This window comes from Rhodocyclaceae bacterium (assembly GCA_020248265.1).
GTDB lineage: Bacteria > Pseudomonadota > Gammaproteobacteria > Burkholderiales > CAIKXV01 > CAIKXV01.
This window is the reverse complement of sequence record JADCHX010000019.1, coordinates 154533-181305: the sequence shown is the minus strand read 5'-3', so window position 1 is coordinate 181305 and position 26773 is coordinate 154533. Positions and strand designations below refer to the sequence as shown.

The following is a 26773-nucleotide window of genomic DNA, read 5'->3' as shown; positions in this document are numbered from 1 at the left end:
CCGGACATCCACAGCCCCTGGGAGCTGTTCTGCGAGATCGTTCCGTGGGCGCTGCGCTACATGCTGGCCCACGCGAGCGTGACCGACACCGGCATGCCGGCCGGCCAGTCGGTCGGCGAGTGGTTGCTCCACCACACCACCGGCGGCGGACGTGCGTCGCTGTCGGTCTGGCAGTTGCGGATCGGGCTCGGCTTCCTCGCCTGGCGCGTGATGCGCGCCTTCGCCGCCGCCCGGCGCGCCCACGATGCACTTGCGGCGCGCGATCGGCGGGTGACCACGGCCGATGCGAGCGCGCGGTTTCGCGCGCTCGCCGATCGGCTGCGCCTGGTGCAGCAGTGGACGCAGCGACAACTGGCCGATGCTGGCGTATCCACGTCGCCGCTGGGGCAACCGTTGGCCCAGATGGAACTGCTGTGCACGATGATGATCGGCATGCTCGCCGACGGCGTGATGGAGGAGGGGTTCGACCGCATCGACGCGTGGGAGCTCTCCCAGTGGCTGCGGCACCACGGTGCCAGCGAGGGGGCGCTGGATCACCCGACACTCAGGGCCGCCTACAGCTACGTGTTCGCCTTCGAGCAGGGCGACACCCGGCGGCCCAACCTCGCCGCCGGCGTCGCGGTGCGCATGCTGCTGCGGCTCTTGCTCTGCTCCCGGGGCGCGGTGTTCTGGGAGATGCGCGCGGGCATGGGTGACACCATCTTCGCGCCACTCTACGAGGTGCTCCGGCGCCGCGGCGTGCACTTCCGCTTCTTACACCGGGCGCTCGAACTGAAGACGCTGGCCGGCCGCCGGGTCGACGAGATCCTGATCGGTCGCCAGGCGACCGTCGTCGACGGTCAGGAGTACCAGCCACTCAGGGACTACCGCGGGGTGCCCGGATGGCCCTCGCTGCCCGACTGGGCGCAACTCGCCGAGGGCGAGGCAATGCGTGCGCACTTCGCCGACCGTACCTTCGACCTCGAGTCGGCCTATACCGACTGGCCAGACGTCGAGACCCTCACCTTGCGCGCCGGCCACGACTTCGATCGCGTGGTGCTCGGGGTTCCCGTGGGGGCTCTCGCTTACCTGTGCCCGACCCTGTGCGCGGCGAATCCCCGCTTCCGGGACATGGTTGGCGGCATCACGACCGTGAGGACCCAGGCCGCGCAGCTCTGGGTCGATCGCACGCTCGAGCAGCTGGGCTGGCGCCTGCCGTCGCCGGTGGTCAGCGCCTACGGAGAGCCGTTCGACACCTGGGCCGACCTCACGGAACTGCTCGAGCGCGAGAACTGGGGCGCGCGTGGCTATGGCGGTGGCCGTGAACCGCGCAGCCTCGCCTATTTCTGCGGCGTGATGGCTGATGACGCGCTCGGGCTGCTGCCTCCGGGCGCGCGGGTTCCCGCCGACTACAGCGAGCGGGCGCTCGACGAGGCCCGGCGTTGCGCACGCGACTGGTTCGAACAGCACACAGGCGAGCTGTGGCCGAAGGGTACCTGTCCGGGGACGCAGGCGCTCGACCATCGGTTGCTGCATGCGCCGCCGGGCACGCCCGAGAAGGAACGCTTCGAGCACCAGTGGTTCTCCGCCAATGTCGATCCGAGCGCCCGCTACGTGCAGTCGCGCGCAGACACGACCCGCCTGCGTCTTCGTGCCGACGAGTCCGGTTTCGACAACCTGTTGCTGTCGGGTGACTGGACGCTCAACGGTCTGAATTACGGGTGTGTCGAGTCGGCGGTACTCGGCGGGCTGCAGGCCGCGCGCGCGATCGGCGGCTATCCGGCCCGGTTGTTCGGGGAGACGGATTTTCCGCCGACCTCCCCGTTCGCGCGGGTGCAACCCGGCGCTGTGCGTCGCGGTGCCGCCAATCCGCCGCCACCACCCTGGCGCTGTCGCGAGGGCCGCGCGTTCCTCTTCTACCTGCAGGGTGAGATGACCGCGCTGCAGGCGCTCTGCGACCGATCGCTCAACGACCCCAGCGGCCGCCAGTTCCGATTCGAGCCGCTGTCGGACCTGGTCGTGCTCACCTTCCAGTCGCTGCGCGGGATTCATTCCGTACCGCAGCCTCAGGAGGGCGAGCTCGACTACGACGAGGCTGCGTTCTGGGTGCCGGTGCGCGAGCGGCGCTCCAGCATCGACTGCGCGATGCTGATTCCCTACATCTTCGCCGGCAGCGGCATCGCGGTGGCGGCAGGGCGCGAGCACTACGGCTACCCGAAGGAGTTCGCGGAACTTCATGTGCCCTCGGCCGTGGAAGAGCCGGATCGGCTGTCCGTGCGATTGCCCGCCCGAGAGGTCGCGGGAGGCGCGTTCCAGCCGACCGAAGTGGTCGTCTGCGAGCGGGGAGACCCCCTGTCGCGACCCTCGGCCCTGGAGCGATTGTCCCGGCTGGCGACCCGGCCGGGCGCGCGGGCCAGGACGGCGCTCGCCTCCCTCCATGCGGCGCTTTCCGAGCAGCTCGATTTCGTGTTCCTGAGGCAAGTACCGGCACTGTCCGGCGATCCGGCTTCGTCGCTCAGTCACCTCGTCCTCGCGCGGGCTGCGCCATTCAACATTCCCTTGCGCAGCTGGGCGTTCCTGCCGGACAGCTACGTAGTCCGCTTCGCCGGGGTAGCCAGCCACCCGATCGCAGCCGATCTCGGTCTTGCCCTCGAGGCCGGTGGCGTGGCGCGCGCGCTTGCCGCCGCGCGTTGCGACCTCGACTTCGTCCTGCAGCCGGGCGTCATGCTGCGTGGCTGACGGCAAGGGCCTGTCGACACTGCCCCGACTCTCATGGTGAGCAGGATCTTTCCGACGGCTGGCGCGGTCGCCCTTGCTGGCCGCGCCATCGAGCAGCGGGTGTTTGCCGAGTGCCTTGGGCATCTCAGGCCGGGAGAGCGGACGCAGCGACTCGCGGTGCACGGCGGCCCGGGCTGGGCAAGCCCCGCCTGCTGGAGGAGTTCCGTTATCGACGCGGCGATCGCCACCGGCTGCGGCCCCCCGCATCGGCCATCCGGCAACGCTCGTGTAGATGCTCAGGTTCTCCGCGGTGGATGACGCCATTGAGGCCTACCGCCTTCGTATCGCGTCGGGGGCGGCCGGCGGGCGTCGGAACGCGCGCTCGTGCTGGTCCTGCTGGGCAGTCGTGCCAGAACCCGGGAGGCGGGACGTCGCTGGTACGAACACCTGTGCCGGATCGCACAGGCGGGCACGGATGCGCAGAGCCTAGGCTGGGGTGGGGCCGACTGGAACTCGCTCGCGCGACGGCGAGCTTCGCGAAGCCGATGGTTCGCTTGCGGTTTCCGGTTCGCTTTCCATTTCGTCGCCGGCGTGAAATGGACAGGTAATGCATCGCTCCGGTAGTGCATTCGGATAGAAGAGTGCCCGGCTGCAGGTACTTGGCCAGTACCTCGCGTTACATTTTTTCGTCGAAGCTTTCCGCGGCTTCGTGCGGCGCCCTGCGACAGCACACCTGACGCTGGCGTTACACTTGCCTCCACACACCAAGGACGACATCGAGATGGCAGACGAAAAACCCCGCGGCATGAAGAAGGGCCTGACCGCCTATGGCGACCAGGGCTTCTCGCTGTTCCTGCGCAAGGCCTTCATCAAGGCGATGGGCTATACCGAAGATTCGCTGAACCGCCCAATCATCGGCATCACGAACACCTTCTCCGGCTACAACGCCTGCCACCGCAACGTGCCCGACCTGATCGAGGGCATCAAGCGCGGCGTGATGCTCGCCGGCGGCCTGCCGATCGAGTTCCCGGTGGTGTCGCTGCACGAGTCGTTCGCGCACCCGACCAGCATGTACCTGCGCAACCTGATGGCGATCGACACCGAAGAGATGATCCGCGCGCAGCCGATGGATGCCTGCGTGCTGATTGGCGGCTGCGACAAGACGGTGCCGGCGCTGCTGATGGGCGCAGCCAGCGCGAACGTGCCCGCGGTGCTGATGGTCACCGGGCCGATGATGACCGGCGACCACAAGGGCGAGCGGCTCGGGGCCTGCACCGACTGCCGGCGCTTCTGGGGCAAGTACCGTGGCAACGAGATCGATGCGCGCGAGATCGGCGAGATCGAGGAGAAGTTGTGCCCGACCGCCGGCACCTGCATGGTGATGGGTACCGCCAGCACCATGGCCTGCTGTGCCGAGGCGATGGGCATGATGATCCCTGGCGGCGCCGCGATCCCGGCCGTGATGGCAGACCGCATCCGCAACGCGGAAGAGACCGGCGCCCGCGCCGTAGCCATCGCGGCCGAAGGTCTCACGCCTGACAAGGTGATGACCCAGGCGGCGTTCGAGAACGCGCTGACCATGCTGCTCGCCGTCGGTGGTTCGACCAATGCGCTGATCCACATGGCCGCGATCGCGGCACGGCTGGGCTTCGAACTCGACCTCGAAGGCTTCGACCGCATGGGCCGCAAGACCCCGGTGCTGGTCGACCTGAAGCCGACCGGGCAGGGCTACATGGAAGACCTGTACCGTGCCGGTGGCGCGACGACGATCATGCGCCAGCTGAAGCCGCTGCTGAACCTGGACGCACTCACCGTCACCGGACGCACGCTGGGCGAGAACCTCGATGCCGCGCCACCCGGATGGGACCAGAAGGTGGTCCATGCGTTCGATGACCCCGTCTACAAGGATGGCGCGATGGTCGTTCTGCGCGGCAACCTTGCGCCCAACGGCGCGATCATCAAGCAGTGCGCCGCCTCGCAGCCGCTGCTGCAGCACGAGGGCCGTGCGGTGGTGTTCTCGTCGCTGGCCGACCTGGCCAATCGCATCGACGACCCGGCGCTGGACGTGACCGCGGACGACATCCTGGTGCTGCAGAACTCCGGGCCGAAGGGCGTGCCCGGAATGCCGGAATCCGGGTACCTGCCGATCCCGAAGAAGCTCGCGGAGAAGGGCGTGAAGGACATGGTTCGTGTCTCCGACGCGCGGATGAGCGGCACCGCTTTCGGCACCATCGTGCTGCATGTGTCGCCCGAATCGGCCGTTGGCGGGCCACTGGCGCTGGTGCGCAATGGCGATCGCATCCGGCTCGACACTGCCGGCCGGCGCATCGACCTGCTGGTGAGCGACGAAGAACTCGCCGCGCGCCGTGCCGCCTGGGTCGCGCCCGAGCCGAAGCCGGAAGACCGGCGCGGCTACCGCAAGCTGTACATGGAAGACATCGAGCAGGCGGAGCGCGGGGTCGACTTCGCGTTCATGCGGGCGCCGACGCGCGGGGTGGTGCCGAGGGCGTGAGGCTGGTTCAGCGCCGACCGTGAATGATCCGCAGCAACGGAGGGAACCATGTCCAAACTCTGTACTAACGTGGAGCCTGCGAGCACTTCGAAAGCGCGCGTCGGGAAGTCCTGTCGAGCCACCCAGACCCGTTCCGAAGGGATAGCCTCTGGGCGTTCGGCCTTCTTCAGGCCACCGCCTTCATCCGCGCATCGATCGTGCCGAGCAGTTCGTGCCACGACTTCACGAACGCCGCCGCTCCGTCCTGCTGCAGTTTCAGCGCCAGTGCATCTAGGTCGACGCCAGCCGCCTTGATCGCGGCAAGCGTCGCCGCCGGCTCACCACTGCGGCCTGCACCGATCGCGCCGCCGACCTTGCCGTGGTCGGCGAACGCGAGGAGCGTCTTCTCCGGCATCGTGTTCACGGTGTCGGGCGCAGCCAGCGACTCGATGTAGAGCGTGTCCGGTGCCGCCGGGTCCTTGGTGCCGGTGCTGGCCCAGAGCAGCCTCTGCGGACGGGCGCCCGCGGCCATCACCCGCTTCCACGCGGCCGACGCGAGCAGGCCGCGATAGGCGAGGCAGGCCTGCTGGCCGACCGCGATGCCAAGCCGGTTGTTCAGCGACGCGGGGACCTTGCCGGCGACGGCGGCATCCCAGCGGCTGATGAACAGCGAGGCGACCGAGTCGATGCGCGGATCGAGCCCGGCTTCGATGCGGCGCTCGATGCCGCGCAGCCATGCACCGGCAGCCGCCTCGTACTGGGCGCACGAGAACAGCAGCGTCACGTTCACCGGCACGCCGGCGAAGATCGCTTCCTCGATCGCAGGAAGCCCCTCGGGCGTACCCGGGATCTTCACGAACAGGTTCGGTCGATCCGCCTGCCGGTGGATCTGCAGCGCCTCGGCGATCGTGCCTGCCGTGTCGCTCGCCAGCAGCGGCGACACTTCCATCGATACCCAGCCGTCGACGCCGGCCGTGCGCTCGAACTCGGGACGGAACAGGTCGGCTGCACGGCGCAGGTCTTCCAGCGCCAGCTCGACGAACAGTGCTTCGTTGGTCAGGCCGGCCTTCGTCTTTGCGGCGATGCCTGAGTCATAAGCCTTGCTGCCGCCGATCGCGCCGGCGAAGATCGTCGGGTTCGAGGTCAGGCCGGTCACCGACAGCTCGCCGATGTAGCGCGCCAGCGTGCCGTTGTCGAGCAGGTCGCGGGTGATGTTGTCCAGCCAGAGGCTCTGGCCGAGGTCGTGCAGGGCTTGGGTGGATTTCATCGGGGTCAGAGCACGCCGGACAGGCCACCGTCGACGTTCACGCAGGTGCCGGTGATGTAGCCGGCCGCATCCGAGACCAGGAAGGTGATGGCGTTGCCCATGTCTTCCGGATCGCCCATGCGCTGCAGCGGCACCGACTTCGCGTTGCGCGCGAAATGCTCCTCGACCGTCAGGTTGTTGCGCTTGGCACTGCGCGCCTGCTGCGGCGTCTTGATCTTGCCGACGCAGACCACGTTCACCCGGATGTTGTGCGGGCCGAGTTCCTTCGACAGCGCCTTGGCCAGCGTCGCCCCGGCCTGCCGGCTCACCACCGTCGGCAGCTGGTTCGCGCCCGGCGTGGCCGCTGCGGCCATCGTCAGGTTGATGATCGAGCCCGACTTCTGCGCCTTCATGTAGGGCAGCACGAGGCGGATCAGGCGCATCGGCGCGAACAGCTTGACCGCCACGTCTTCCTGCCAGCGCGCCTCGTCGATCTCGTCGAACGACAGCTGGCCCGAGCCGCCGGCGTTGTTGACCAGGATGTCGATCTTCCCGAAGGTGTCGTGGACCTGCTTCACCCACTGCTGCATCTGTTCGGCGTTGGTTGCATCGCCCTGGAAGGCGAGCACGGTGGCACCGGTGGCGAGCAGTTCCTTCTCGACGGCCGCCAGAGGCTCGGCGCGACGGGCGCAGATCGAGACGATTGCACCTTCCCTGGCCAGGCAGAGCGCTGTCGCGCGGCCGATGCCTTCGCTGCCGCCGGTGATCAGGGCAACCTTGCCTTTGAGTCCGAGTTCCATGGCGTTCCTTCCGTATGCCGTGAGGTTACGGAATTCTAACTCGGTGGAGGCCTTTTCCCTGCAGCATGGTGCAGCATGGGGTCATGCAGCATGGGGTCAGGTCTTGAGTTTTGCTCCGACCCTTCGAGCCGAAGCAAAACTCAAGACCTGACCCCACCCGCTCTCAGCTTGTGGCGTGCAGTTCCTTGATCTGAGCCAGCGGCGCGCCGATCTCGCGCAGCACGTTCGCCGGTCCTGGCGGCATCATGTTGGCCGGATGCAGGTGCTTGGGCTTGCCATGCCACTGCACGTAGCCGCCGACCCAGCGCGAGCGCGCCACGACCTTGCTGCCGAAGCTGCGCCGGCGCACGTCGTAGGTGGCAAGGGCCCTGGCGACGTCGCCCGGCACCGCATCGAGCTGGTTCACCAGGTCGAGCGCATCGAGCGCAGCCTTGCTCACGCCGGCACCGATGTGCGGGCGCGCGACGAAGGCGGCATCGCCGAGCAGGGCGACCCGGCCCTTCGCGACGGTCGTCGACTCGAGGTCGTAGATCGCCTGGAAGAAAGGCTGTTCGGTCAGTTCGAACGCCTCGGCGATTTGTGGTGCGAGTACTTCGTGCGCGGTCTTCTTGATCGAGCGGATCACTTCCGGACGGATCAGCGGCGGTGCGATCGACTGGCCATGGCAGCGGCCGGTGGCATCGGTGCACAGGTCGGGCAGCTGGGTGTGCTCGTCGGTCGGGCGGTACCAGACGAAGTTGTAGCCTCGATGGCCGGGACGCACGTCGTCGCCTTTCCCGGGCACCGGGTAGGCCAGCATCATTTCGCCTTCGGGCAGGCCGAACGCGTAGTTCGGCATCAGCTGCGCGTGCAGCGCTGGCGGCATCGCACTTTCCTGCATCACCCCGCGCCAGGCGATGTAGCCGACGTACACCGGCTGCGCCGCGGGTTGCCAGATCGAGCGCAGCGTCGAGCGGATGCCGTCAGCGCCGATCAGCAGGTCGCATTCGTCGCGCGTGCCGTCGGACAGTTCGACCACCACCCGGTCGTGGTACTCGGTGAAGCCGGTCAGTGCCGTGCCGGGTCGATAGCAGCGGTCGGGCAGCATTGCCTTCAGCGGGCGGTAGACGCGCGCCCAGGCGCTCATGGTTTGCGGCACGGCCAGTTCGTACACCAGCGAGCCGTCCAGCGCCAGGCACATCCGGCGGTTGACGGCGACGCCGATGGTCTCATCGATGGTGATGCCCAGTTCGCGCATCACGGCGAACAGCTCTTCATGGGTACCGATGCCAGCGCCGCGGGTAGCGAGGTCGTCGCTCGCGCGTTCGTACACCTTCACGTCCCAGCCGCGGGCGAGCAGCAGGTTGGCGGCGAACAGCCCGCCGAGCGAACCGCCGATGACGATCGCGCGGCCCTTGCCTTTCGATTGCTGAGCCATCAGGCCTGTCCTTCCCCGAGCAGTTCGAGCGCGTTCAGTCCATGGATCAGGTCGCGCTGCTGGTTGGTGAGCCCGGTGAGCTGTTCCAGCATTCCGAGCGGATTCTCTTCGCCCATGTCGTAGGGCGCATCGGTGCCGATCACCACGCGATCGGCACCGACCCGATCAACCAGGTACTTCAGTGCCATCGCGTCATGGGTCAGCGCGTCGCACCAGAACCGGCGCAGCAGTTCCAGCGGCGAGGTCTTCGACTGCGCCTTCGTCTCGGTGCGGCACTCGTGGCCGTGGGCCAGGCGCCCGATCTGGTAGGGCAGGTAGCCGCCGCCATGCGCCAGGATGATCTTCAGGTCGGGCAGTTCGTCGAGCGTGCCGCTGAACATCAGGTGGCTCGCCATCAGCACGGTGTCGAGCGGGTGCCCGATCAGGTTGGCGAGGTACCAGCATTCCAATTGGTCGCGCACGCCGCCGACGAAATGCGGATGCGCGAAAAGCACGACCTTCAGTTCCGCCGCGCGCTTCAGGATCGGCCGGAAGCGCGGTTCGGACAGCTGCAGGTCCTGTACCGTGCAGCCGACCTCCAGCGCGCGGAAGCCGTGCTCGCGCACGCAGCGCTCCAGTTCGGCGATCGCGGCGTCGGCGTCCTGCATCGGCAGCGTCGCCATGCCGCGCAGGCGGGTAGGGTGGGCCGCCACCATTTGCGCGATGCCGTCGTTGGTGACCTTCGCTGCGGCCAGTGCACGGTCTGCCGGCAGCCAGTAGAAGAACACGAACGGCGTGGTCGACAGCACCGATATGTCGATGCCCTTGCGGTCCATGCCGGCGACCTTGGCACCGGCATCGTGGAACTCGGCAGGAATCGGGGTCTGGTGTCCATCGCTGCGCTTGAAGCGGTGCACGGCGCCCTGCGCGTCCCGGACCACCTCGATATCGTGCTCGCGCGGTCGGGCGGCGATCGCCTCCACCAGAGGCTTCGGCAGCACATGGCTGTGCACGTCGATCACCGGGGTCTTGCGGGTCACACGGTTCTCCTTGCGATGGGGCCAGACCCTGGGGTCAGACCCCAGGGTCAGACCCCAGGGTCAGACCCCAGGGTCAGACCCCAGGGTCAGACCCCAGGGTCAGACCCCATTCATTCATGTTCAGGGCAGGGTGGCCTGTACGGGGGTGACGTCGCGCAGCGAGCGTGCGACGGCTTCCACGGCTGCAATGGTACCGAGCATTTCGTCCGGCGGGATCGGCCAGGCGGTCGGTTGCGCACGGGCGGCGACCGCAGCGGCGAAGGCTTCCATCTGCAGGCGCATGCCGTTCACAGGCTGCAGGTCGAGGCGGCGGATCGGCTGGCCGCTCAGGCGGATCACCACTTCGCGGTCGCCGATGGCTTCGACCGAACCGTCGCGTCCGAACACATGCAGCCGCCAGAACAGCGGGGTGGGGCGTACGCCGCACAGGACGGCGGACATCGGGCGGGCGAAGCGGAACACCATCGTCAGGGCATCCAGTGCCTCGTCCGGCGGCGGCTGAGAGACGGTGGTCGCGCTCACGCCGGACACTGGCCCGAACAGGCGGATCATCGCGTCGAGCACATGGATGCCGGTGGCGGTCAGGCTGGATGCGGGTGCCTCCTCCGGCCGTTCGCGCCAGCTGGTGAAGAAGTTCTTCTGGTTCTCGTTGCTGAAATGGCCCTCGGCATGCAGCAGCGGGCCGAGCACGCCGCTGGCGACCACCTCGCCCAGTTTGCGCATCGACGGCCAGTAGCGCTTGTCCTGGCCGACCGTGAGCACGACGCCGGCGCGAATGCAGGCCTGTACCGAGGCCCGCGCCTCATCGAGCGAGAGCGCGAGCGGCTTCTCGCACAGCACCGACTTGCCGGCGATGGCGCAGGCGCGCGCCTGCCCGGCGTGCTGCGAGTTCGGCGTGGCCAGCACCACCGCGTCGATCGACGGGTCGGCAAGGACCGATCGCAGGTCGGTGCCGAGCGTCAGCCCGTGTTCGCTGGCGAAGTCGGCCGATTTCTGCGGCGTCTGCACGACCGCACGCACGAAGCGCACATGCGCACTGGGTGGAGCGTCTCCGCCCTGGACCGAGTGCACATGGTTGCGGCCCCAGCGGCCGAGGCCGATCACGGCGGCACGGATCATCGCGTCCTTCCTTCCGGCGCGTACGCCGGTCCTGTCGTCTGTCGTGGAACCGGCCCGGGCCGGGTGCTAGTGCCCGGTCTTCGCGCTGTCGGCGTGCTGCTCGCCGAACTGTTCCTCGATCGCGCGCCAGCGGTCGATGCCGACCACCTTCAGATAGTCGTCGAAGTTGGCGCCCGTGCCGACCAGCTTCAGCTCGTCGCTGCGCAGGTCGGCCAGTGCCAGCTGCATCGTCTTCACCACGCGCAGCAGCAGGGTGATGCCGTAGAGCGCGATGCCGTAGCCCATCTCGCCCAGCACCGACGGCTTGACGATCGGCGACAGCCCGCCTTCGAGCATGTTGGCCACGTGCACCGTGTCGATCTCGCGCACCGCACGGGCCATCTCTTCCTCGTCGAGCATCGACTCTATGAACACACCGTCGGCGCCGGCGCGCACGTAGCGCTCGGCTCGGCGCAGGGCCTCGTCCAGCCCGTGGATCGCACGCGCATCGGTGCGGGCAACGATGAACGTCTCCGGGTCCATCCGGTTCGCGCTCATCGCGCGCAGCTTGGCTTCCATCTCTTCGGTCGGCACCACCCGCTTGCCGGCCATGTGGCCGCAGCGTTTGGGCGCGACCTGGTCTTCGATGAACAGCGCCGAGATGCCCATGCGTTCGTAGCTGTTGAGCAGGTGCACGCAGTTCTTCACGTCGCCGTAACCGTTGTCGGCATCGACCAGCACCGGCAGGTCGCAGGCGTTAACCATGTCGCGGAAGGCAGCCCCGAACTCGCCGAGCTGGCACAGGCCGATGTCGGGCAATCCGTGGCGTGCACCGGCGGTCTGGAAACCGCCGATGAAGAAGCCCTTGAAGCCGGCCTGCTTGATCAGCAGCGCGGACAGCGCATCGTGCGCGCCCGGCAGAACCAGGGGTTTCTCTTCTTTCAGCAGGCTGCGAATGGTTTTCCTGGCCACGGTGTTTCCCTCGATCGATGCAGCGTTGGTACTGTCGGCACTACTCGCCCTTGATCCCGGCGTCGCGGATCACCTTGCCATAGCGTACCGCCTCGCTGCGGATGAACTCGGCGAACTGCTCCGGGGTGCTGGTGCGTGATTCGATGCCCGAGGCGGCCAGCTTGTCGCGCAGGTCGGGTGAGGCGAGGGCCTTGACGATCTCCGCGTTCAGCCGCCCGATGACCTCGCGCGGGGTGCCGGACGGTGCCAGCATGCCGTACCAGATCGGCACTTCGAAACCCTGCACGCCCGATTCGGCTGCGGTCGGGATGCTCGGAAGGTTGGGGACCCGCTTCTCCGACAGCAGGGCAATGCCCTTCACCTTGCCCGCGGTGACCTGGGGTGCGGCGACCGCTGCGGCCATGATCAGCATGTCGGTCTCGCCCGACATCAGGCCGACCAGCGCCTGCCCGGAGCCCTTGTAGGGCACGTGCACGGTGCGGATCTTCATCAGGCTGTTCAGCAGTTCGGCCGCCAGGTGGCCGGTGGTTCCCACGCCGCCCGAACTGTAGTTGAGCCGGCCGGGATTGGCGCGTGCGATCTTCACCAGGTCGCCCAGGTTCTTCGCAGGCACCGACGGATGCACGATCAGGATGTTCTGGATCACCGCCAGCAGCGAGATCGGTGCCAGGTCTTTCATCGGATCGTAGTTGAGCTTCGCATACAGCGACGGGCTGATCGAGATCAGCGGCGAGGACAGCACCATCGTGTAGCCGTCGGCGGGCGCCTTCGAGGCCACCTCGAGGCCGAGGTTGCCGCCAGCGCCAGGCCGGTTGTCGACCGTGACCGGCTGGCCGACCTGTTCGGAGAGCTTGGCGCCGACGCTGCGTCCGAGCATGTCGGTCGGGCCGCCGGGCGGGAAGGGCAGGATCAGGCGCAGCGGCTTGGCCGGAAAGGCCTGCGCCTGTGCCAGAGGCACCAGTGCGCCGGTGAGCAGGGCTGCCCCGCCGGTGGCCATCGCGGACAGCAGCGCCACCCGGCGCAGCACGGACAGTGATCGCGTCATTCGTGTTTCTCCTCCGTTGGGCCGCCAGCAGGCGACGCCGTGTTTTCCCGCACCCCTGATCTACGGGCAGGGCGACAGGCGGCCGATGCATGCGCTGTCCCGCGCATGTCTTGTCCACGGCCGTCCCGGTGGCTTGCGAGCATCGCTCACCTGATCGAGCTTATCAGCATGACAGCCGCACCCGCAAACGACTACGACGAATACGACTGCTAGGGACGCCCCACTGCCCTGCTCAGGCGATGGTGTGGCGCAGCAGGTGGTCTGCGGCAGCATCCTGGCCGAGCAGCCGGACCAGCGCCGGCAGGGCCTCTTCCAGCATCGCGGGCAGCGTCCACGGCGGATTGAACACGAACAGGCCACTGCCGTGCATGCCTATTCCGTCCTCGGCTGGTGCCTTCACTCTCAGTTCGACCTGCAGCCAGTCGCGCTCGCGCAGCGCGGCCAGGGCGACCGGCAGCCGGACCGACTCCCGCTTCGAGAGCAGCGGATACCAGACCATGTAGATACCGGTGGCGAAGCGGCGCAATGCGTCTTCGACCGCGTCGACTACCTGCCGATAGTCCTGCCGGTCTTCGTAGGAGGGATCTACCAGTACCAGCGCGCGCCGTGGCGGCGGCGGCAGCAGCGCCTTCAGCCCGGCATAGCCGTCGCCAGCCATGGCGCGCACCCGCCGTTCCCCGTCGTACTGCTTCTGCAGCATGCGGCTGTCGGTCGAGTGCAGGTCGAACAGGTGCAGCCGGTCATCCGGACGCAGCATCTGCAGCGCGAGTTGCGGCGAACCGGGGTAGTGCAGCAGACGGCCGCTCCGATTCGCCTTGCGCACCTGGTCGACATAGGCCTGCACCGGCACGGGCAGACCGGGCTCGGTCCAGAGCCGGCCGATGCCCTCCCGGAACTCGGCCGTCTTCAGTGCCGTCGGTGTGTCCAGCGCATACATGCCGGCACCGGCATGGGTGTCGATGTACCAGAACGGCTTGTCCTTCTGCTTGAGGTGGCCGATCAGTTCGACCAGCACCATGTGCTTGAGGACATCGGCGTGATTGCCGGCGTGAAAGGCGTGGCGATAGCTGAGCATCGGGCCAGTGTAACGGGACGACCGGCGCCGTGCGACGCGCTCAGCCGGTCACGCCGATGTTCCAGGGCACGAACTCATGGTCGCCCAGGCCAAGCAGTTCGCTCTTGGTCTTCTCGCCCGAGCAGGTGCGCAGGATGTGCTGGAATATCTCCTCGCCCATCTGCTGCAGCGTGTGGGTGCCGTCGAGGATGCCGCCGCAGTTGATGTCCATGTCCTCGGTCAGCCGGTTGTACATCGGCGTATTGGTCGCCAGCTTGATCGATGGGGCTGGCTTGGCACCGAACATCGAGCCGCGGCCGGTGGTGAAGCAGATCACGTTCGCGCCGCCTGCGATCTGGCCGGTGGCCGAGACCGGGTCGAAGCCGGGCGTATCCATGAACACGAACCCCTTCTGCGTCACCGGTTCCGCATAACGGTAGACCTCCATCAACGGACCGGTACCGCCCTTCATCGACGAACCGAGCGACTTCTCGAAGATGTTGGCCAGGCCACCCGACTGGTTGCCCGGGCTGACCACGCCATTGATCTGGGTGTCGCGCCCCGGCGTGTACTCGTCCTTCCACCAGCGGATGCGTTCGATCAGCTTCTCGCCGACTTCCTTCGAGCGCGCGCGCGCGGTGAGCGTGTGCTCGACGCCGTAGATCTCCGGCGTCTCGGACAGGATCGCGGTGCCGCCATGGCGCACCAGCAGGTCCATCGCCGCGCCCAGGGCCGGGTTGGCGGTGATCGACGAGAAGCCGTCCGAGCCGCCGCACTGCAGCCCGACGCTGATGTGGCTGGCCGGTACCTTCGTGCGCGTGACCTTGTTGGCCTCGGGCAGCATCGACTTGACCGCGGCGATACCGGCGGCGATGGTCTTCGTGGTGCCGCCCTCGTCCTGCATCACGAAGGTGTGCAGCCGCGCACCGGCGGTGAGCTTCTGTTCCGCCAGCAGCTTGTTCACCTGGTTGCGCTCGCAGCCCAGGCCGACGATCAGCGCGCCGGCCAGGTTCGCATGCAGCGCGTAGCCGGCCATCGTCCGGCGCAGCAGGTCCATCGGCTCGCCGGTCATCTCCATGCCGCAGCCAGTGCCGTGCGCGAAGGCGACCACGCCGTCGACGTTCGGGTATTCGGCCAGCCGCTCCGGGGTGAAGTATTCGGCGATCTTGTGCGCGACGGTGGCCGAGCAGTTCACCGTCGACAGCACACCGACATAGTTGCGGGTGGCGACCTGCCCGTTCTCGCGCACGATGCCCATGAACGTTGCCCGGTCGGCTTCGGGGATCATCTCGACCGGCTTGTAGTCGCGCGTGTACGCGTAGTCGCGCTGGTACTCGCGGAATTCCATGTTGTGCGAGTGTACGTAGGCACCGGCCGGGATGTCGGCCGAGGCAAAGCCGATGGTCACGTTGTACTTGCGGATCGGCTCGTCCTTGGTGATCGCGCGCGCGGCGATCTTGTGGCCGGCGGGCACCTGCCCGCGGCTGGTCAGCCCACCGTCGAGTTTCGCGCCCAGTTCGATCAGCGTGCGCGCGATCAGCACGTTGTCCTCCGGATGCAGGCGGATGGTCGGCCCGGCGGCGGGGCGCTGGTTGATTTCGATCATGGCGGATCCTCTGGCGGGTGTCTGGAGCGGTGTTGCCGGGCAGGGGCAAGAATCTACCACGCGCGGCCGGCATGCCCTCGCTGCGGAGTCCACACCGACCCTTCGACGATGGAGGCGCCGCCGGGACGCTCAATCGCCCATCAGCAGGCCGATCAGCAGGGTGACGAGCAGTCCGCCGGAGACCGTCAACCTCAGACGAGGCGCCAGCCCTCGCAGCGCATAGTGCAGGGCACCCATCGTCGCGGCCGCTATTGCCGGCCAGGCCAGCCCGTAGAGCAGCACGGCACCGATGATCGCCGAGGGCCCGCCCGGCGTTCCTGTTTCTCCGGCTGCCTGGGCCGCGATCCACGGCCATGCATTCCAGCACAGCAGCCCGGACAGCAGGAACGCGAACACCGCTTCGACCGCGACCGGAGGATCGAGCAACGGCGGCCGTGCGGGTGCCGTCGCGTCCTGCCCCGACGGGTCGTCGTCCGGCGGAGACTGCGCGTCGAGCCGGGGGCGCTCAGGTTCCATCGTTCAGATGGCAGGCCGACCGGCGCCCCGGCGCGATCTCGCGCAGGGCCGGCGCCTCGACCGCGCAGCGCGGCATCGCATGCGGGCAGCGTGGATGGAAATGGCAGCCCGGCGGCGGTGCCAGGGGCGAGGGAATCTCGCCGCGTACCGGCTGGTACTGGCGGCGGCGCAGCGCGAGCGTCGGTACCTCGGTCAGCAGCGCCTGGGTGTACGGATGGTTCGGCGCCGCGAACAGCTGCTCTGCGGGGGCAGACTCGACGATGCGGCCCAGGTACATGATCAGTACCCGGTCGGCCAGGTGCCGGATCACGCCGAGGTCGTGGCTGATGAACAGGTAGGTCAGGCCAAGGTCGGCGCGCAGCTGCATGAACAGGTTCAGCACCTGGGCCTGGATCGACACATCGAGTGCCGCCACCGCCTCGTCGCAGACCAGCACTTCCGGGCTTACCGCCAGCGCGCGCGCGATGCCGATGCGGCTGCGCTGGCCGCCGGAGAACTGGTGCGGCCAGCGCCGCTTCGCCGCCGGGTCGAGCCCGACCTGGCGCAGCAGGGTGTCGACCCGTTCGTCCTTGCCGGCCCGGTCGAGCAGGCCGTGCGCGAGCGGTGCCTCGGCGATCAGGTCGTCCACGCGCATGCGTGGGTCCAGCGAGGCGAACGCATCCTGGAAGATCATCTGCACCTTGAGTTCGGTGGCGGTCTTCTCCGCTTTCGGCATCGCCGCGATCGAGTGGCCCTGCCACAGTCGTTCGCCGCTTCCGGCTTCCAGGATGCCGGCAGCGATGCGCGCCAGCGTCGACTTGCCGCAGCCGGATTCGCCGGCCAGACCGACCACCTCGCCCCGTGCGAGCGCGAGGTCGACCCGGTCGACCGCATGTACCACCTGCGCGCTCATGCCGGCGCCGAAGCGGTTGGCAATGCGCGCGGCCAGGTCGAGCGGACGCTCGAAGCGGCGCTCGATGCCGCGCAGTTCGAGCAGCGGGACGTCGTTCATCGCGTGCCCGCCGCCGGCAGAGGCACCGGGTTCCAGCAGCGTGCCGCACGCGACCCGGCGCGTGCATCGGCCGGCGCCTCCAGTGGCGGCAGCTCCCCGCAACGCTCGATCGCCCGCGTGCAACGGGTCCGGAACACGCAACCCGGCGGCAGGTCGCCCGGCGAGGGCGCATTGCCCGGGATCTGCGCCAGCGGCCGGCCGCGCGGGTTCATCGCCGGCACCGAATCGATCAGGCCGCGCGTGTAGGGATGGTGCGGTGCATCCAGCACTGCATCGACCGGGCCGGCCTCGACGATACGCCCGGCGTACATCACGCAGACCCGATCGGCCAGCCCCGCGACCACCGACAGGTCATGGGTGATCCAGACCAGCGCGGTGCCCGACTCGCGCACGAGTGCCTGCATCTCGTGCAGGATCTGTCCCTGGATGGTCACGTCGAGCGCGGTAGTCGGCTCGTCGGCGATGATCAGGTCGGGCCGGTTGACCAGTGCGATCGCGATCGCCACCCGCTGGCGCATGCCGCCGGAGAGCTGGTGCGGATAGGCGAGCAGCCGTTCGTCCGGCGCCGCGATGCCCACCTGCACCAGGGCCGCGCGCGCACGGTCGCGCGCCTGCGCCGTACCGACGGATTCGTGTGCTGTGATTGCCTCGATCATCTGCGTGTCGATGCGCAGCACCGGGTTGAGCGTCATCATCGGATCCTGGAAGATCATCGCGATGCGCTTGCCGCGGATCGCGCGCCGTGCGCCCTCGTCGAGCGACGCGAGATCGACGCCATCGAGCAGTACCCGGCCGCCGAGGATGCGCCCGGGCGGATCGACCAGCCCGAGGATCGAGAAGCCGGTGACGCTCTTGCCCGATCCCGACTCGCCGACAAGTCCGAGGATCTCGCCGCGGTCGAGGCTGAAGTCGACTCCGTCGACGGCATGCAGCATGCCGTTGCGCGAAGGGAACCCGGTGCGCAGGCCCTCGACCTGCAGCAGCGGCCGGCGCAGGGGTGCGTCCGCAGCACTCATCGCGACAGCCTCGGGTTCAGCACGTCGCGCAGGTGGTCGCCGACCAGGTTGATCGCGACGATGGTCAGCACCAGCGCGATGCCGGGGAAGAAGCTGATCCAGTACTTTCCCGACAGCAGCTGGGTATAGCCGTTGGCGATCAGCAGCCCGAGAGAGGGCGAGGTGATCGGCATGCCCAGCCCGAGGAAGGACAGCGTGGCCTCGAGCGCGATCGCATGCGCGACCTGCACGGTGGCGATCACGATCAGCGGTGGCAGGCAGTTGGGCAGCAGGTGGCGCAGAACGATGCGAGCCGGCGACAGCGCCAGGCAGCGCGCTGCCTCGATGTATTCCCGGTTGCGCTCGACCAGCGCGCTGCCGCGTACCGTGCGCGCGTAGTAGGCCCACTGCACGATGACCAGCGCCAGCACCACCTTGTCGACGCCTTGGCCAAGCACGGCCAGCAGCACCAGCGCGACCAGGATCGCCGGGAACGACAGCTGCAGGTCGACCAGGCGCATCATCAGCGCGTCGAAGCGGCCGCCGATCCAGGCCGAGGCGAGGCCCACGAGCGTGCCGAAGGCCATGGCAACCACCGTGGCCAGCACGCCGACGCCGAGGCTGATCCGCAGCCCGTGCAGGATCGCGCTCCACAGGTCGCGGCCCTGTTCGTCCGAGCCGAGCACGAAGGTGTTGCCGGCCGTGCCCTTCTCGCCGGGCGCCAGCTTCGAATCCATGATGTCGAGCTGGGCCAGGTCGTACGGGTCCTGCGGCGAGAGCAGCGGCGCGAACAGCGCGGCAAACAGGATGGCCGCGAGCAGCACCGCCGCACCCAGCGCGACCCGGCTCGCGGCGAAGTCGCCGAGGAAGCGGCGCAGTGGCGACTCTGCGCGGGGCACGCCGGGCGCGGTGCTCATCGGGCAGCGCCGGCATCGGCCAGCCGGATGCGCGGGTCGAGCATCGAATAGAGCACGTCCTCCACCAGGTTGATCAGCACGAACATCAGCACGATCAGCAGCACGTAGGCCACGATCACCGGCCGGTCGAGCTGGTTGATCGAATCGATCAGCAGCTTGCCCATGCCGGGCCAGGCGAAGATGCTCTCGGTGACCACCGCGAACGCGATCACCGAGCCGAACTCGAGCCCGACGATGGTGACGATCGGGATCAGGATGTTCTTCAGCACGTGCACGCCGATGATGCGGGAGTCGCGCAGCCCCTTCGCGCGGGCGAAGCGGATGTAGTCCTGGACCATCACTTCGCGCGTGCCTGCCCGGGTCAGGCGGATCAGCAGCGCGAGGTTGAACAGCGCGAGGTTGGTCGCGGGCAGCAGCAGGTGGCTCCAGCCGTCGAGCGTGAGGAAGGACACCGCCACGCCGAACAGTTCCACCGTGTCGCCGCGGCCGGTGGGCGGCAGCCAGCCGAGCCAGACCGAGAACACCATGATCAGCATCAGCCCGACCCAGAACGTCGGCAGGCTGAAACCCAGGATGGAGCCGGCCATGATGCCCTTGGCGATCCTCGATTCCGGGCGCAGGCCGGCATACAGCCCGAGCGGGATGCCGAAAACGATGGCGATCGCCATCGATGCGGCCGCCAGCTCCAGCGTCGCCGGCATGCGCTGGAAGATCAGCTCCAGCGCCGGGATGCCGGTCGAGAACGAGCGACCGAGATCGCCCGACAGCGCGCTCGTCAGGAAGTGCCAGTACTGCAGGTGCAGCGGCTGGTCGAGGCCGAGTTCGGCGATCGCCCGCGCGATGTCCTGCTGGTCGGCGTTCGGGTTGACCAGGATGTCGACCGGGTTGCCGATCGCATACACGCCAAAGAACACCAGCAGCGACATCACGAACAGCACGCCGGTACTCTGCATCAGGCGGCGCAGGATGAAGGCGAGCACGGTGGGCGGTATCCTGGCGCTGGAGGGCGGATTACTTCTCGAGGCTGAACTCGTGCGCCCAGGTCGCCTCGTCGGTACGCGCCGTGTAACCGAGCCCGCGCCGCATGCCCCAGACCCCGACCTGGTGGTAGAGCGGGATCAGCCCGACATCGGCAATCGCTGCCTCGGTGGCGGCCTGGAACAGCTTCTCGCGTGCCGCGTCGTTCAGCGTCGCGAGGCCCTTCTCGGTGAGCTGGTCGACCTTCGCGTTCGAGTAGCGGCCGCGGTTGGAGACGCCCAGCCCCTTGTCCCGGTCGAAGGTGGACAGCAGCGAGCGCAGCGACGAGGACGCTTCGCCGGTGGCCGCAGCCCAGCCGGCGAGCAGGAAGCTGAACTCGAGGTTGTTGGCGCGGCTGAAGAAAACCGCCGAGGGCATCGCCTCGACCCGGGTACGGATGCCGACCTTCGACAGCATGCCGGCCACCGCCTGCGCGACCTGCTCGTCGTTCACATAGCGGTCGTTGGGTGCATGCAGCGTGATCGTGAAGCCGTCCGGATAGCCCGCCTCGGCAAGCAGCCGGCGTGCGCCATCGGGGTCGTAGGCGGGCGGACGGATGCCCGGCACGTAGCCGAACAGGCCCGGCGGCAGCAGCTGGCCGGTGGGTACCGCTGCGCCTTCCATCACCTTGTCGGCGAGCGCCTGCCGGTTCACCGCCATCGACATCGCGCGCCGTACCCGCACGTCCTTCAACGGGTTCTTCTCCATCGGCTTGCCGCTGGCATCGGCAATGAACGGCGAGCGGTCGCGTGCGCTGTCCATGTGCAGGTAGATGAAGCGGTTCGAGATGCCGCGCGCCAGCGTCAGCTCCTTGTTCAGCGCCAGGCGGGCGATGTCGGCCGTGGGGACGTTCTCGATTGCACGCACGTCGCCGGCCAGCAGCGCCGCGACCCGCGTCGGATCCTTCGCGATGATGCGCAGCGTCGCGCGCTCCCAGGCCGGCTTCGGCCCCCAGTAGGAGTCGTTGCGCGCGAGTTCGATCCGGTCGTCGAGCTGCCAGCGCACGAAGCGCCACGGGCCGGTGCCGTTCACCGCGCGGCCGGCATTGAAGTCTTCGGTGCTCGCCTTCTCGTGCTTTGCCGATATCACGTAGATGGTCGACAGATCGTTCGGCAGCAGCGGGTACGGTGTCTTCGTGCGTACCCGAATGGTGAACGGATCGATTACCTGCACGTCGGCGATCTGCCGGGTGTAGATCCCGAACGAGGACGGGCTCTTCGGCACGTTCGGCGCGCGGCGCAGCGAGGCGACCACGTCGGCTGCAGTGAAGTCGGAGCCGTCGTGGAAGCGCACGCCCTTGCGCAGCCGGAACTCCCAGGTGAGGTCGTCGACCGTGCGCCAGGATTCGGCAAGGCCGGGGCGCAACCGGTAGCTGCCATCCTTCGCGACGAGCGTCTCGTAGAGATGCTCCATCACGTTGTTGTTCGGAGACAGGTTGTGGAAGTGCGGGTCCATGGAGGTGATCGCCGCGGACAGGCCGATCGACAGTTCCTGCCCGCGCGCCGGCGCCGGCTGCCCGGCGATGAGGGCTGCGGCCAGTAGCAGGACGACAATGGTGGTCACGCGGCGCAACGATGGCATCGGTCGGTTCCCCGGTTGTGGACGCAGGCAGGATAGCCGAACGCCCGCGATTATCGAAGCCGTGCGTCCGGACAGCCGCACCGCAGCGGTGAAAAGGACGGTCGTTTGACAGCCGCTGCAACGGCTGCCTATCCTGTTCCTCGATACCGGAGTGACACCCATGACCGCCCATCCTTCCGCTTCCGCCGCCGACGGTCGCTCCCCGCACCCGCATGCACGGCCCTCGGACGCGTCGATCGAGATGATCCGGCAGCTGATCGGTTTCCCGACGACCAGCCGCGATTCCAACCTCGAACTGATCCATTTCGTCCGCGACTACCTGAAGTCCAATGGCGTCGATGACGTGCGGCTCACCTTCGACGACGACAAGCGCAAGGCCAACCTGTTCGCGACCTTCGGTCCGCGAGCGCCGGGCGGACGCGGCGGCCTGGTGCTGTCCGGCCACACCGACGTGGTGCCGGTCGAAGGGCAGCCGTGGGACACCGATCCGTTCACCATGGTCGAGCGCGACGGGCGTCTGTTCGGCCGAGGCGCAGCCGACATGAAGGGCTTCGTCGGCGTGGTGCTGTCCAGGCTGCCGTCGTTCATGAAGCGCGACCTGAAGACGCCGGTCCACTTCGCGTTCTCGTACGACGAGGAAATCGGCTGCATCGGCGTGCGGCGGCTGATCGCCGACCTGGCCGTTGTCGGCGTGAAGCCGTCCGCCTGCATGGTGGGCGAGCCGACCCTGATGCGGCCGATCGTCGCGCACAAGGGCAAGCACTCCTGGCGCTGCAAGGTCCGCGGACATGCCTCCCACTCGGCCTACGCGCCCCGGGGCGTGAACGCGGTCGAGGCCGCCTGCGAGATCGTCGCGTTCCTGAAGGCCTTGCAGCGCAAGTTCCGCGACGAGGGTCCGTACCTGCCCGAGTTCGACGTGCCGCACACCACCGTGCATACCGGCGTGATCCGTGGCGGCACGCAACTCAACATCGTGCCGCACGAGTGCACGTTCGATTTCGAGTTCCGATTCCTGCCCGGTGCCGACCCGGACGCGCTGTTCGACGCCGTGAAGGGGTATGCCGAGGGCACGCTGCTGCCCGAGATGCACCGGGTGCAGCCCGGCACCGGCTTCACCTGGGAACTGCTGTCCTCGATGCCCGGGCTCAACGTCGATGCAAACGACGAGATCGTCAAGCTGGCCCGTGCGCTGTCGGGCCTGTCGGATACGGGTGCCGTGTCCTACGGCACCGAGGCCGGGCTGTTCGAGCAGGCCGGCATTCCGTCGGTGATCTGTGGCCCCGGCAGCATCGAGCAGGCGCACAAACCGAACGAGTGGATCGCGCTCGACCAGGTCGCGCAGTGCGAGCGGTTCATCGACGGGGTGATCGACCGGGTATCGAATTGAGTCCGCTTCGCGACCGAGTCATCGCGCCGCACGTCCGGCACGCCATTTGCATAAAATAAGACATTCGTAGGACGGGACGTCGGCGTTGCGCGGGCCGATGTCTCTTCAGGGAGGGTCAATGCCCCGTCAGAGGGCGTGACCGACAACAGCATGCACCCCGGCGATGCCGCCAGGGTGCTGGCCGCCGCTTGCCCCCCACCCTGAAGCCCGGAGATCCCATGTCGCGTCCCCTCGTCACTGCCTCGGCCCAACCCGATGCCAACCGCCGGCGCATCGTCGCCGGTACCGCCGCAGCCGGCGCCGCCGCCCTCGTTTCACCTTTTTCCAATGTGCATGCGCAGACGCCACGCAAGGTCTCGATGACCCTGCCGTGGATCGTCAACGGGTCGAATTTCTGGTCGGTGGTGGGGCGCAGCCGCGGCTACTTCAAGAGCCGCGGCATCGACCTGGAGGTCTCGCGCGGCTTCGGTTCCCCGGCGGCGACCCAGTCCGTCGCCAACGGCAAGTTCGACTTCGGCTTCGTGTTCACGCCCGGCATCGTGGTCAATGCGGCGCGCGGCCTGTTCACCACCGCGGTGGCCACTGTCGGCTACGACTCGCTGATGGGCGTGGCGGTGCCCGAGAACTCGCCGATCCGCAAGCCGACCGACCTCGAGGGCCGTACCGTCGGCATGGTGCTCACCTCGGCCGAAGCGCCGTTCTTCAACGCCTGGCTCGACCGCAACAAGGTCGACGGCAAGAAGATCACCCGGCAGACGCTCGACAGCCAGCTGATCGAGCGCGCGCTGATCAACAAGCAGGTCGATGCGATCACCTGCATCGGGACGTCCAGCCTGCCGCTGTTCCAGTCGCTGGGCTTCGACACCCGTTTCATGGGCTGGGCGCAGACCGGGCTCGATTTCTATTCGGGGCAACTCATCTGCCGGCCCGAGATGGTCGAGAAGGACGCGCCGCTCGTGCAGGCGATGGTCGACGCCTTCATCGAGTCGGTTGTATTCACGCTGCGCAACCCGGAAGAAGCAATCGACATCATCGTGCGCGAGCAGCCGGAGATCGCCGCCGTGAAGAACGGACGCGAGAATTTCGCGCTGGCGCAGGCGCTGGCCCACCACACCATGGTCGCCGACGAGGCGATCAAGGGCGGGCTGGGCGTCGCTGACCTGAAGAAGGTGCAGGGTATGGTCGATGCCACCCTGAAGTTCGCGGTCAGCGATGGCAAGCCGTTCACCGCCGAACAGGTGGTCACCAACCGCTTCGCCGGCCGCACGAAGCTGTCGGGTGCCGAGTGGGAGGCCATCCGGCGCAATACCGAGAAGGTCCGCAAGCTGCTGACGACCTGAGCCGGCGATGCAGACGGCATCCGTGGTGAATCCACCGGCCGACGCTGCCATGCCGGGTGCCGCGCAGGCGGCCTCGGCGGCTGCGGCCCGGCGCCGTGCCAACCTGCTGGCACTGCGCCGGATCGTACTGCCGGTACTCGCGGCTGCGCTGGTGCTGGCAGTGTGGGAGGTCGGTACGCGCTGGGCGCAGGTGCCCGAGGTGCTGCTGCCGCCGCCCTCTGCCGTACTCGACCGGCTGGTCAACGCGTTTCCGCTGCTGATGAAGCACGCGTGGCCGACCATCTGGCAGAGCCTTGCCGGTTTCACGATTGCCACGGTGCTGGGCATCACGCTCGCCTCGCTGCTGTCGGCGTCGACGATCATCCGCGAGACACTGTACCCGAACGTGGTGTTCTTCCAGCTGATCCCGAAGATCGCGCTGGCACCACTGTTCGTGGTCTGGTTCGGGCTCGGGCCGGAGGCGCGTCTGTCTTTCTCGGTGTTCGTGAGCTTCTTCCCGGTCGTCATTGCCACCCTGGCCGGGCTGGACAACGTCGAACGCGACCTGCTGCGGCTGTGCCGTGCGCTGACTGCATCGAACTGGCAGACCTTCGTGTCGGTGCGCCTGCCGCACGCGGTGCCTTACATCTTCAGCGGGATGAAGATCGCGTCGACGTTCGCGATCATCGGCGTGATCGTCGGGGAATTCATCACGTCCAGGGCCGGGCTGGGCTACCTGATCCTGTTCGCTTCGGCCCAGGCCGAGACCGCGCTGATCCTCGCGGCCATCAGCGTGCTGTGCGTGTTCGGGCTGGCCTTCTACGGAGTGGTCGCACTGTGCGAACGCTGGACGATCGAACGCTTCGGAGACCGGCCCCGATGAAGGAGCCCGTGATGGATGTTGCAGCCCATGCCGTGCCTTCGGCCGGCGACGATCCCGCCCTTGCGTGGCGCCATCCGCAGTCGATCGCACCCGATCGAGACGCCGCCTACCTGTCGCTGCGCCATGCGCGCAAGGTGTACCAGACGCGGACGGGTGACGTCGAGGCGGTGGGCATGGCCAACCTCGACATCGCCGCGGGCGAGTTCGTGTCGATCCTCGGGCCCAGCGGCTGCGGCAAGAGCACGCTGCTGTCGATGGTCGGCGGGCTCGAGACCGTGACCAAGGGCGAAATCTGGATTGAAGGCGCGCGTGTCACCGGGCCGCGGCGCGACTTCGGTTACATCTTCCAGGACCCGACGCTGCTGCCGTGGAAGAGCGTGCTCGACAACGTGCTGTTCCCGATCCGCACCCAGAAGCGGCCGGTGGCCGACTATGAGGCCGAGGCGCACCGGCTGCTCGAGCGGGTCGGGCTGGGCGAGTTCAAGGCGAAGCGGCCGCGCGAACTCTCCGGTGGCATGCGCCAGCGCGTCGCCCTGTGCCGGGGGTTGATCAACGATCCGCGGCTGATGCTGATGGACGAGCCGTTCAGCGCGCTCGATGCGATCTCGCGCGACGACATGAACCTCGCGCTGGTGCGCCTCTGGGACAGCTACCAGAAGACCGCGCTGTTCGTGACCCACTCGATCCGCGAGGCGGTATTCCTGGCCGACCGGGTGCTGGTGATGACCGCACGGCCCTCGCGCATCGTCGCCGACCTGCGGCTGCCGTTCGCGCGTCCGCGCGACGTCACCGTGCAGGACACGCCGGAGTTCAACCGTATCTGTGCGTGGCTGCGCGACCAGATCCAGGCGGGTTATGCAAGTGCCGCGCAGGCCCCCGTGGAATGAGCGGGGCAGGATCGTCCGCCACCGGCGAAGGCGCCGGGCGCTTCCTGCAACAGACCACGGATTGCTGGCAACGCCTGCAAGCGCATGGCGAACTGGCGTGCGCGCTCGCGGCCCCGTACCGCTGGCGCTACCCGGTCTGCCTTCCGGACGGGCGCTGGCTCGAACTGCCCATCCGCGCGCTCGAGGCTGAGCCTGACCGCGCGCTGGCCTCGCTGATCCCCAACCAGGCCGCGTTCCCGGTGGTGCGCGCGCTTGCCGACGCAATGGCCGGCCTGGCCCGTCCGCTGGCTCCCGAAGCGGTGGTAGGCCCACCGACCCTGGGCATGGCGCTGTCGCCGCTGGTGGCGGAGGCATTGGGCTTCGAGCGATACGTCCCGCTCGGCTACTCGCGCAAGTTCTGGTATCGCGACACGCTCGCCGAGGCGGTGCATTCGATGACCACGCCGGGCCAGGGCAAGAAGGTCTACCTCGATCCAGGCCAGCTGCCGCTGGTCGCCGAGCGGCGCGTCGTCATCGTCGACGACACGGTCTCCAACGGCACGACGCTGGCTGCGGTGGCGCGCCTGCTTGCCACATCCGGGGCCCACCTGTGCGGCGTGGTGGTGGCGATGCGGCAGGGCAACGGTTGGCGCTCGGTCGCCGAGGCCCTGCAGGTGCCTGTGCTCGGCGTGTTCGATACACCCCGGCTGCGCTGGGGCGGGGACGGGTGGTATCCGGAAGGGTAGGTTGGTCTCGCGTGGACCCGCGTGGACCCGCGTGGACGCCGGGATGGGGGTGCCCCTGGAGCGAGGTAAAGGCGGGGGACACGAGCGGAAGGGGCACCCCCATCCCGGCG

Annotated in this window: 22 protein-coding genes; 7 read left to right on the top strand and 15 right to left on the bottom strand. The window is 68.1% G+C overall.

From position 1 onward, the window contains the following. The first annotated feature begins 60 nt into the window (after positions 1 to 60). Together ING98_16855 and ING98_16850 are read left to right on the top strand one after the other, a co-directional pair. Positions 61 to 2718 carry an acetoacetate decarboxylase family protein gene (locus ING98_16855; protein MCA3103539.1) on the top strand — a complete coding sequence of 886 codons (2658 nt, stop codon included), beginning with the start codon at positions 61 to 63 and terminating at the stop codon, positions 2716 to 2718. A gap of 760 nt (positions 2719 to 3478) precedes the next feature. Next, on the top strand, positions 3479 to 5209 hold the full coding sequence (locus ING98_16850) for a dihydroxy-acid dehydratase (protein MCA3103538.1): 1731 nt from the start codon (positions 3479 to 3481) through the stop codon (positions 5207 to 5209). A gap of 166 nt (positions 5210 to 5375) precedes the next feature. Here the strand turns inward: ING98_16850 and tal are convergent, their stop codons facing one another. The 15 genes from tal to ING98_16775 all read right to left on the bottom strand — a co-directional run bounded on the left by tal (position 5376) and on the right by ING98_16775 (position 21462). Continuing rightward, positions 5376 to 6455, bottom strand: a complete 1080-nt coding sequence (gene tal / locus ING98_16845; GenBank protein ID MCA3103537.1) for a transaldolase — start codon at positions 6453 to 6455, stop codon at positions 5376 to 5378. Between the two features lie 5 nt (positions 6456 to 6460). Next, on the bottom strand, positions 6461 to 7234 hold the full coding sequence (locus ING98_16840; protein ID MCA3103536.1) for an SDR family oxidoreductase: 774 nt from the start codon (positions 7232 to 7234) through the stop codon (positions 6461 to 6463). A gap of 163 nt (positions 7235 to 7397) precedes the next feature. After that, complete coding sequence (locus tag ING98_16835; GenBank protein MCA3103535.1) at positions 7398 to 8651, bottom strand: FAD-dependent monooxygenase; 1254 nt, start codon at positions 8649 to 8651, stop codon at positions 7398 to 7400. Continuing rightward, positions 8651 to 9670 carry an amidohydrolase gene (locus ING98_16830; GenBank protein ID MCA3103534.1) on the bottom strand — a complete coding sequence of 340 codons (1020 nt, stop codon included), beginning with the start codon at positions 9668 to 9670 and terminating at the stop codon, positions 8651 to 8653. The genes ING98_16835 and ING98_16830 overlap by 1 nt, the downstream gene beginning before the upstream one ends. A gap of 120 nt (positions 9671 to 9790) precedes the next feature. Beyond that, positions 9791 to 10789: a Gfo/Idh/MocA family oxidoreductase gene (locus ING98_16825; protein MCA3103533.1), complete on the bottom strand. Its 999-nt coding sequence runs from the start codon at positions 10787 to 10789 to the stop codon at positions 9791 to 9793. Positions 10790 to 10855: 66 nt separating this feature from the next. Next, complete coding sequence (locus ING98_16820) at positions 10856 to 11740, bottom strand: isocitrate lyase/PEP mutase family protein (protein ID MCA3103532.1); 885 nt, start codon at positions 11738 to 11740, stop codon at positions 10856 to 10858. Between the two features lie 40 nt (positions 11741 to 11780). After that, positions 11781 to 12785, bottom strand: a complete 1005-nt coding sequence (locus ING98_16815; protein ID MCA3103531.1) for a tripartite tricarboxylate transporter substrate binding protein — start codon at positions 12783 to 12785, stop codon at positions 11781 to 11783. A 232-nt stretch (positions 12786 to 13017) separates the two neighbouring features. Then, entirely contained in the window at positions 13018 to 13860 is an 843-nt protein-coding gene (locus ING98_16810; GenBank protein MCA3103530.1) for a 23S rRNA (adenine(2030)-N(6))-methyltransferase RlmJ, read from the bottom strand. 40 nt (positions 13861 to 13900) lie between these two features. Then, entirely contained in the window at positions 13901 to 15445 is a 1545-nt protein-coding gene (locus tag ING98_16805; protein MCA3103529.1) for an altronate dehydratase, read from the bottom strand. Positions 15446 to 15574: 129 nt separating this feature from the next. Next, a complete protein-coding gene (locus tag ING98_16800) occupies positions 15575 to 15961 on the bottom strand; it encodes a hypothetical protein (GenBank protein ID MCA3103528.1) in 387 nt (128 codons plus the stop codon). Beyond that, on the bottom strand, positions 15951 to 16952 hold the full coding sequence (locus ING98_16795) for an ABC transporter ATP-binding protein (GenBank protein MCA3103527.1): 1002 nt from the start codon (positions 16950 to 16952) through the stop codon (positions 15951 to 15953). Before ING98_16795 ends, ING98_16800 begins: the two co-directional genes overlap by 11 nt. After that, on the bottom strand, positions 16949 to 17947 hold the full coding sequence (locus tag ING98_16790) for an ABC transporter ATP-binding protein (GenBank protein ID MCA3103526.1): 999 nt from the start codon (positions 17945 to 17947) through the stop codon (positions 16949 to 16951). The genes ING98_16795 and ING98_16790 overlap by 4 nt, the downstream gene beginning before the upstream one ends. A 17-nt stretch (positions 17948 to 17964) precedes the next feature. Beyond that, a complete protein-coding gene (locus tag ING98_16785) occupies positions 17965 to 18864 on the bottom strand; it encodes an ABC transporter permease (protein MCA3103525.1) in 900 nt (299 codons plus the stop codon). Next, a complete protein-coding gene (locus tag ING98_16780) occupies positions 18861 to 19844 on the bottom strand; it encodes an ABC transporter permease (GenBank protein ID MCA3103524.1) in 984 nt (327 codons plus the stop codon). The genes ING98_16785 and ING98_16780 overlap by 4 nt, the downstream gene beginning before the upstream one ends. Positions 19845 to 19875: 31 nt before the next feature. Next, complete coding sequence (locus ING98_16775; protein ID MCA3103523.1) at positions 19876 to 21462, bottom strand: ABC transporter substrate-binding protein; 1587 nt, start codon at positions 21460 to 21462, stop codon at positions 19876 to 19878. A 160-nt stretch (positions 21463 to 21622) separates the two neighbouring features. Between ING98_16775 and argE the strand changes: the two genes are divergently transcribed. The 5 genes from argE to ING98_16750 all read left to right on the top strand — a co-directional run bounded on the left by argE (position 21623) and on the right by ING98_16750 (position 26663). Next, a complete protein-coding gene (gene argE, locus ING98_16770; protein MCA3103522.1) occupies positions 21623 to 22849 on the top strand; it encodes an acetylornithine deacetylase in 1227 nt (408 codons plus the stop codon). Between the two features lie 218 nt (positions 22850 to 23067). Continuing rightward, positions 23068 to 24189 (top strand): ABC transporter substrate-binding protein, encoded by a 1122-nt coding sequence (locus ING98_16765; protein MCA3103521.1) that lies wholly within the window; start codon positions 23068 to 23070, stop codon positions 24187 to 24189. 7 nt (positions 24190 to 24196) lie between these two features. After that, positions 24197 to 25051 carry an ABC transporter permease gene (locus ING98_16760; protein MCA3103520.1) on the top strand — a complete coding sequence of 285 codons (855 nt, stop codon included), beginning with the start codon at positions 24197 to 24199 and terminating at the stop codon, positions 25049 to 25051. An 11-nt stretch (positions 25052 to 25062) separates the two neighbouring features. Then, positions 25063 to 25938, top strand: a complete 876-nt coding sequence (locus ING98_16755) for an ABC transporter ATP-binding protein (protein MCA3103519.1) — start codon at positions 25063 to 25065, stop codon at positions 25936 to 25938. Then, positions 25935 to 26663, top strand: coding sequence for a phosphoribosyltransferase (locus tag ING98_16750; GenBank protein ID MCA3103518.1), 729 nt, complete (start codon positions 25935 to 25937; stop codon positions 26661 to 26663). The genes ING98_16755 and ING98_16750 overlap by 4 nt, the downstream gene beginning before the upstream one ends. The last annotated feature ends 110 nt before the right edge of the window (positions 26664 to 26773 follow it).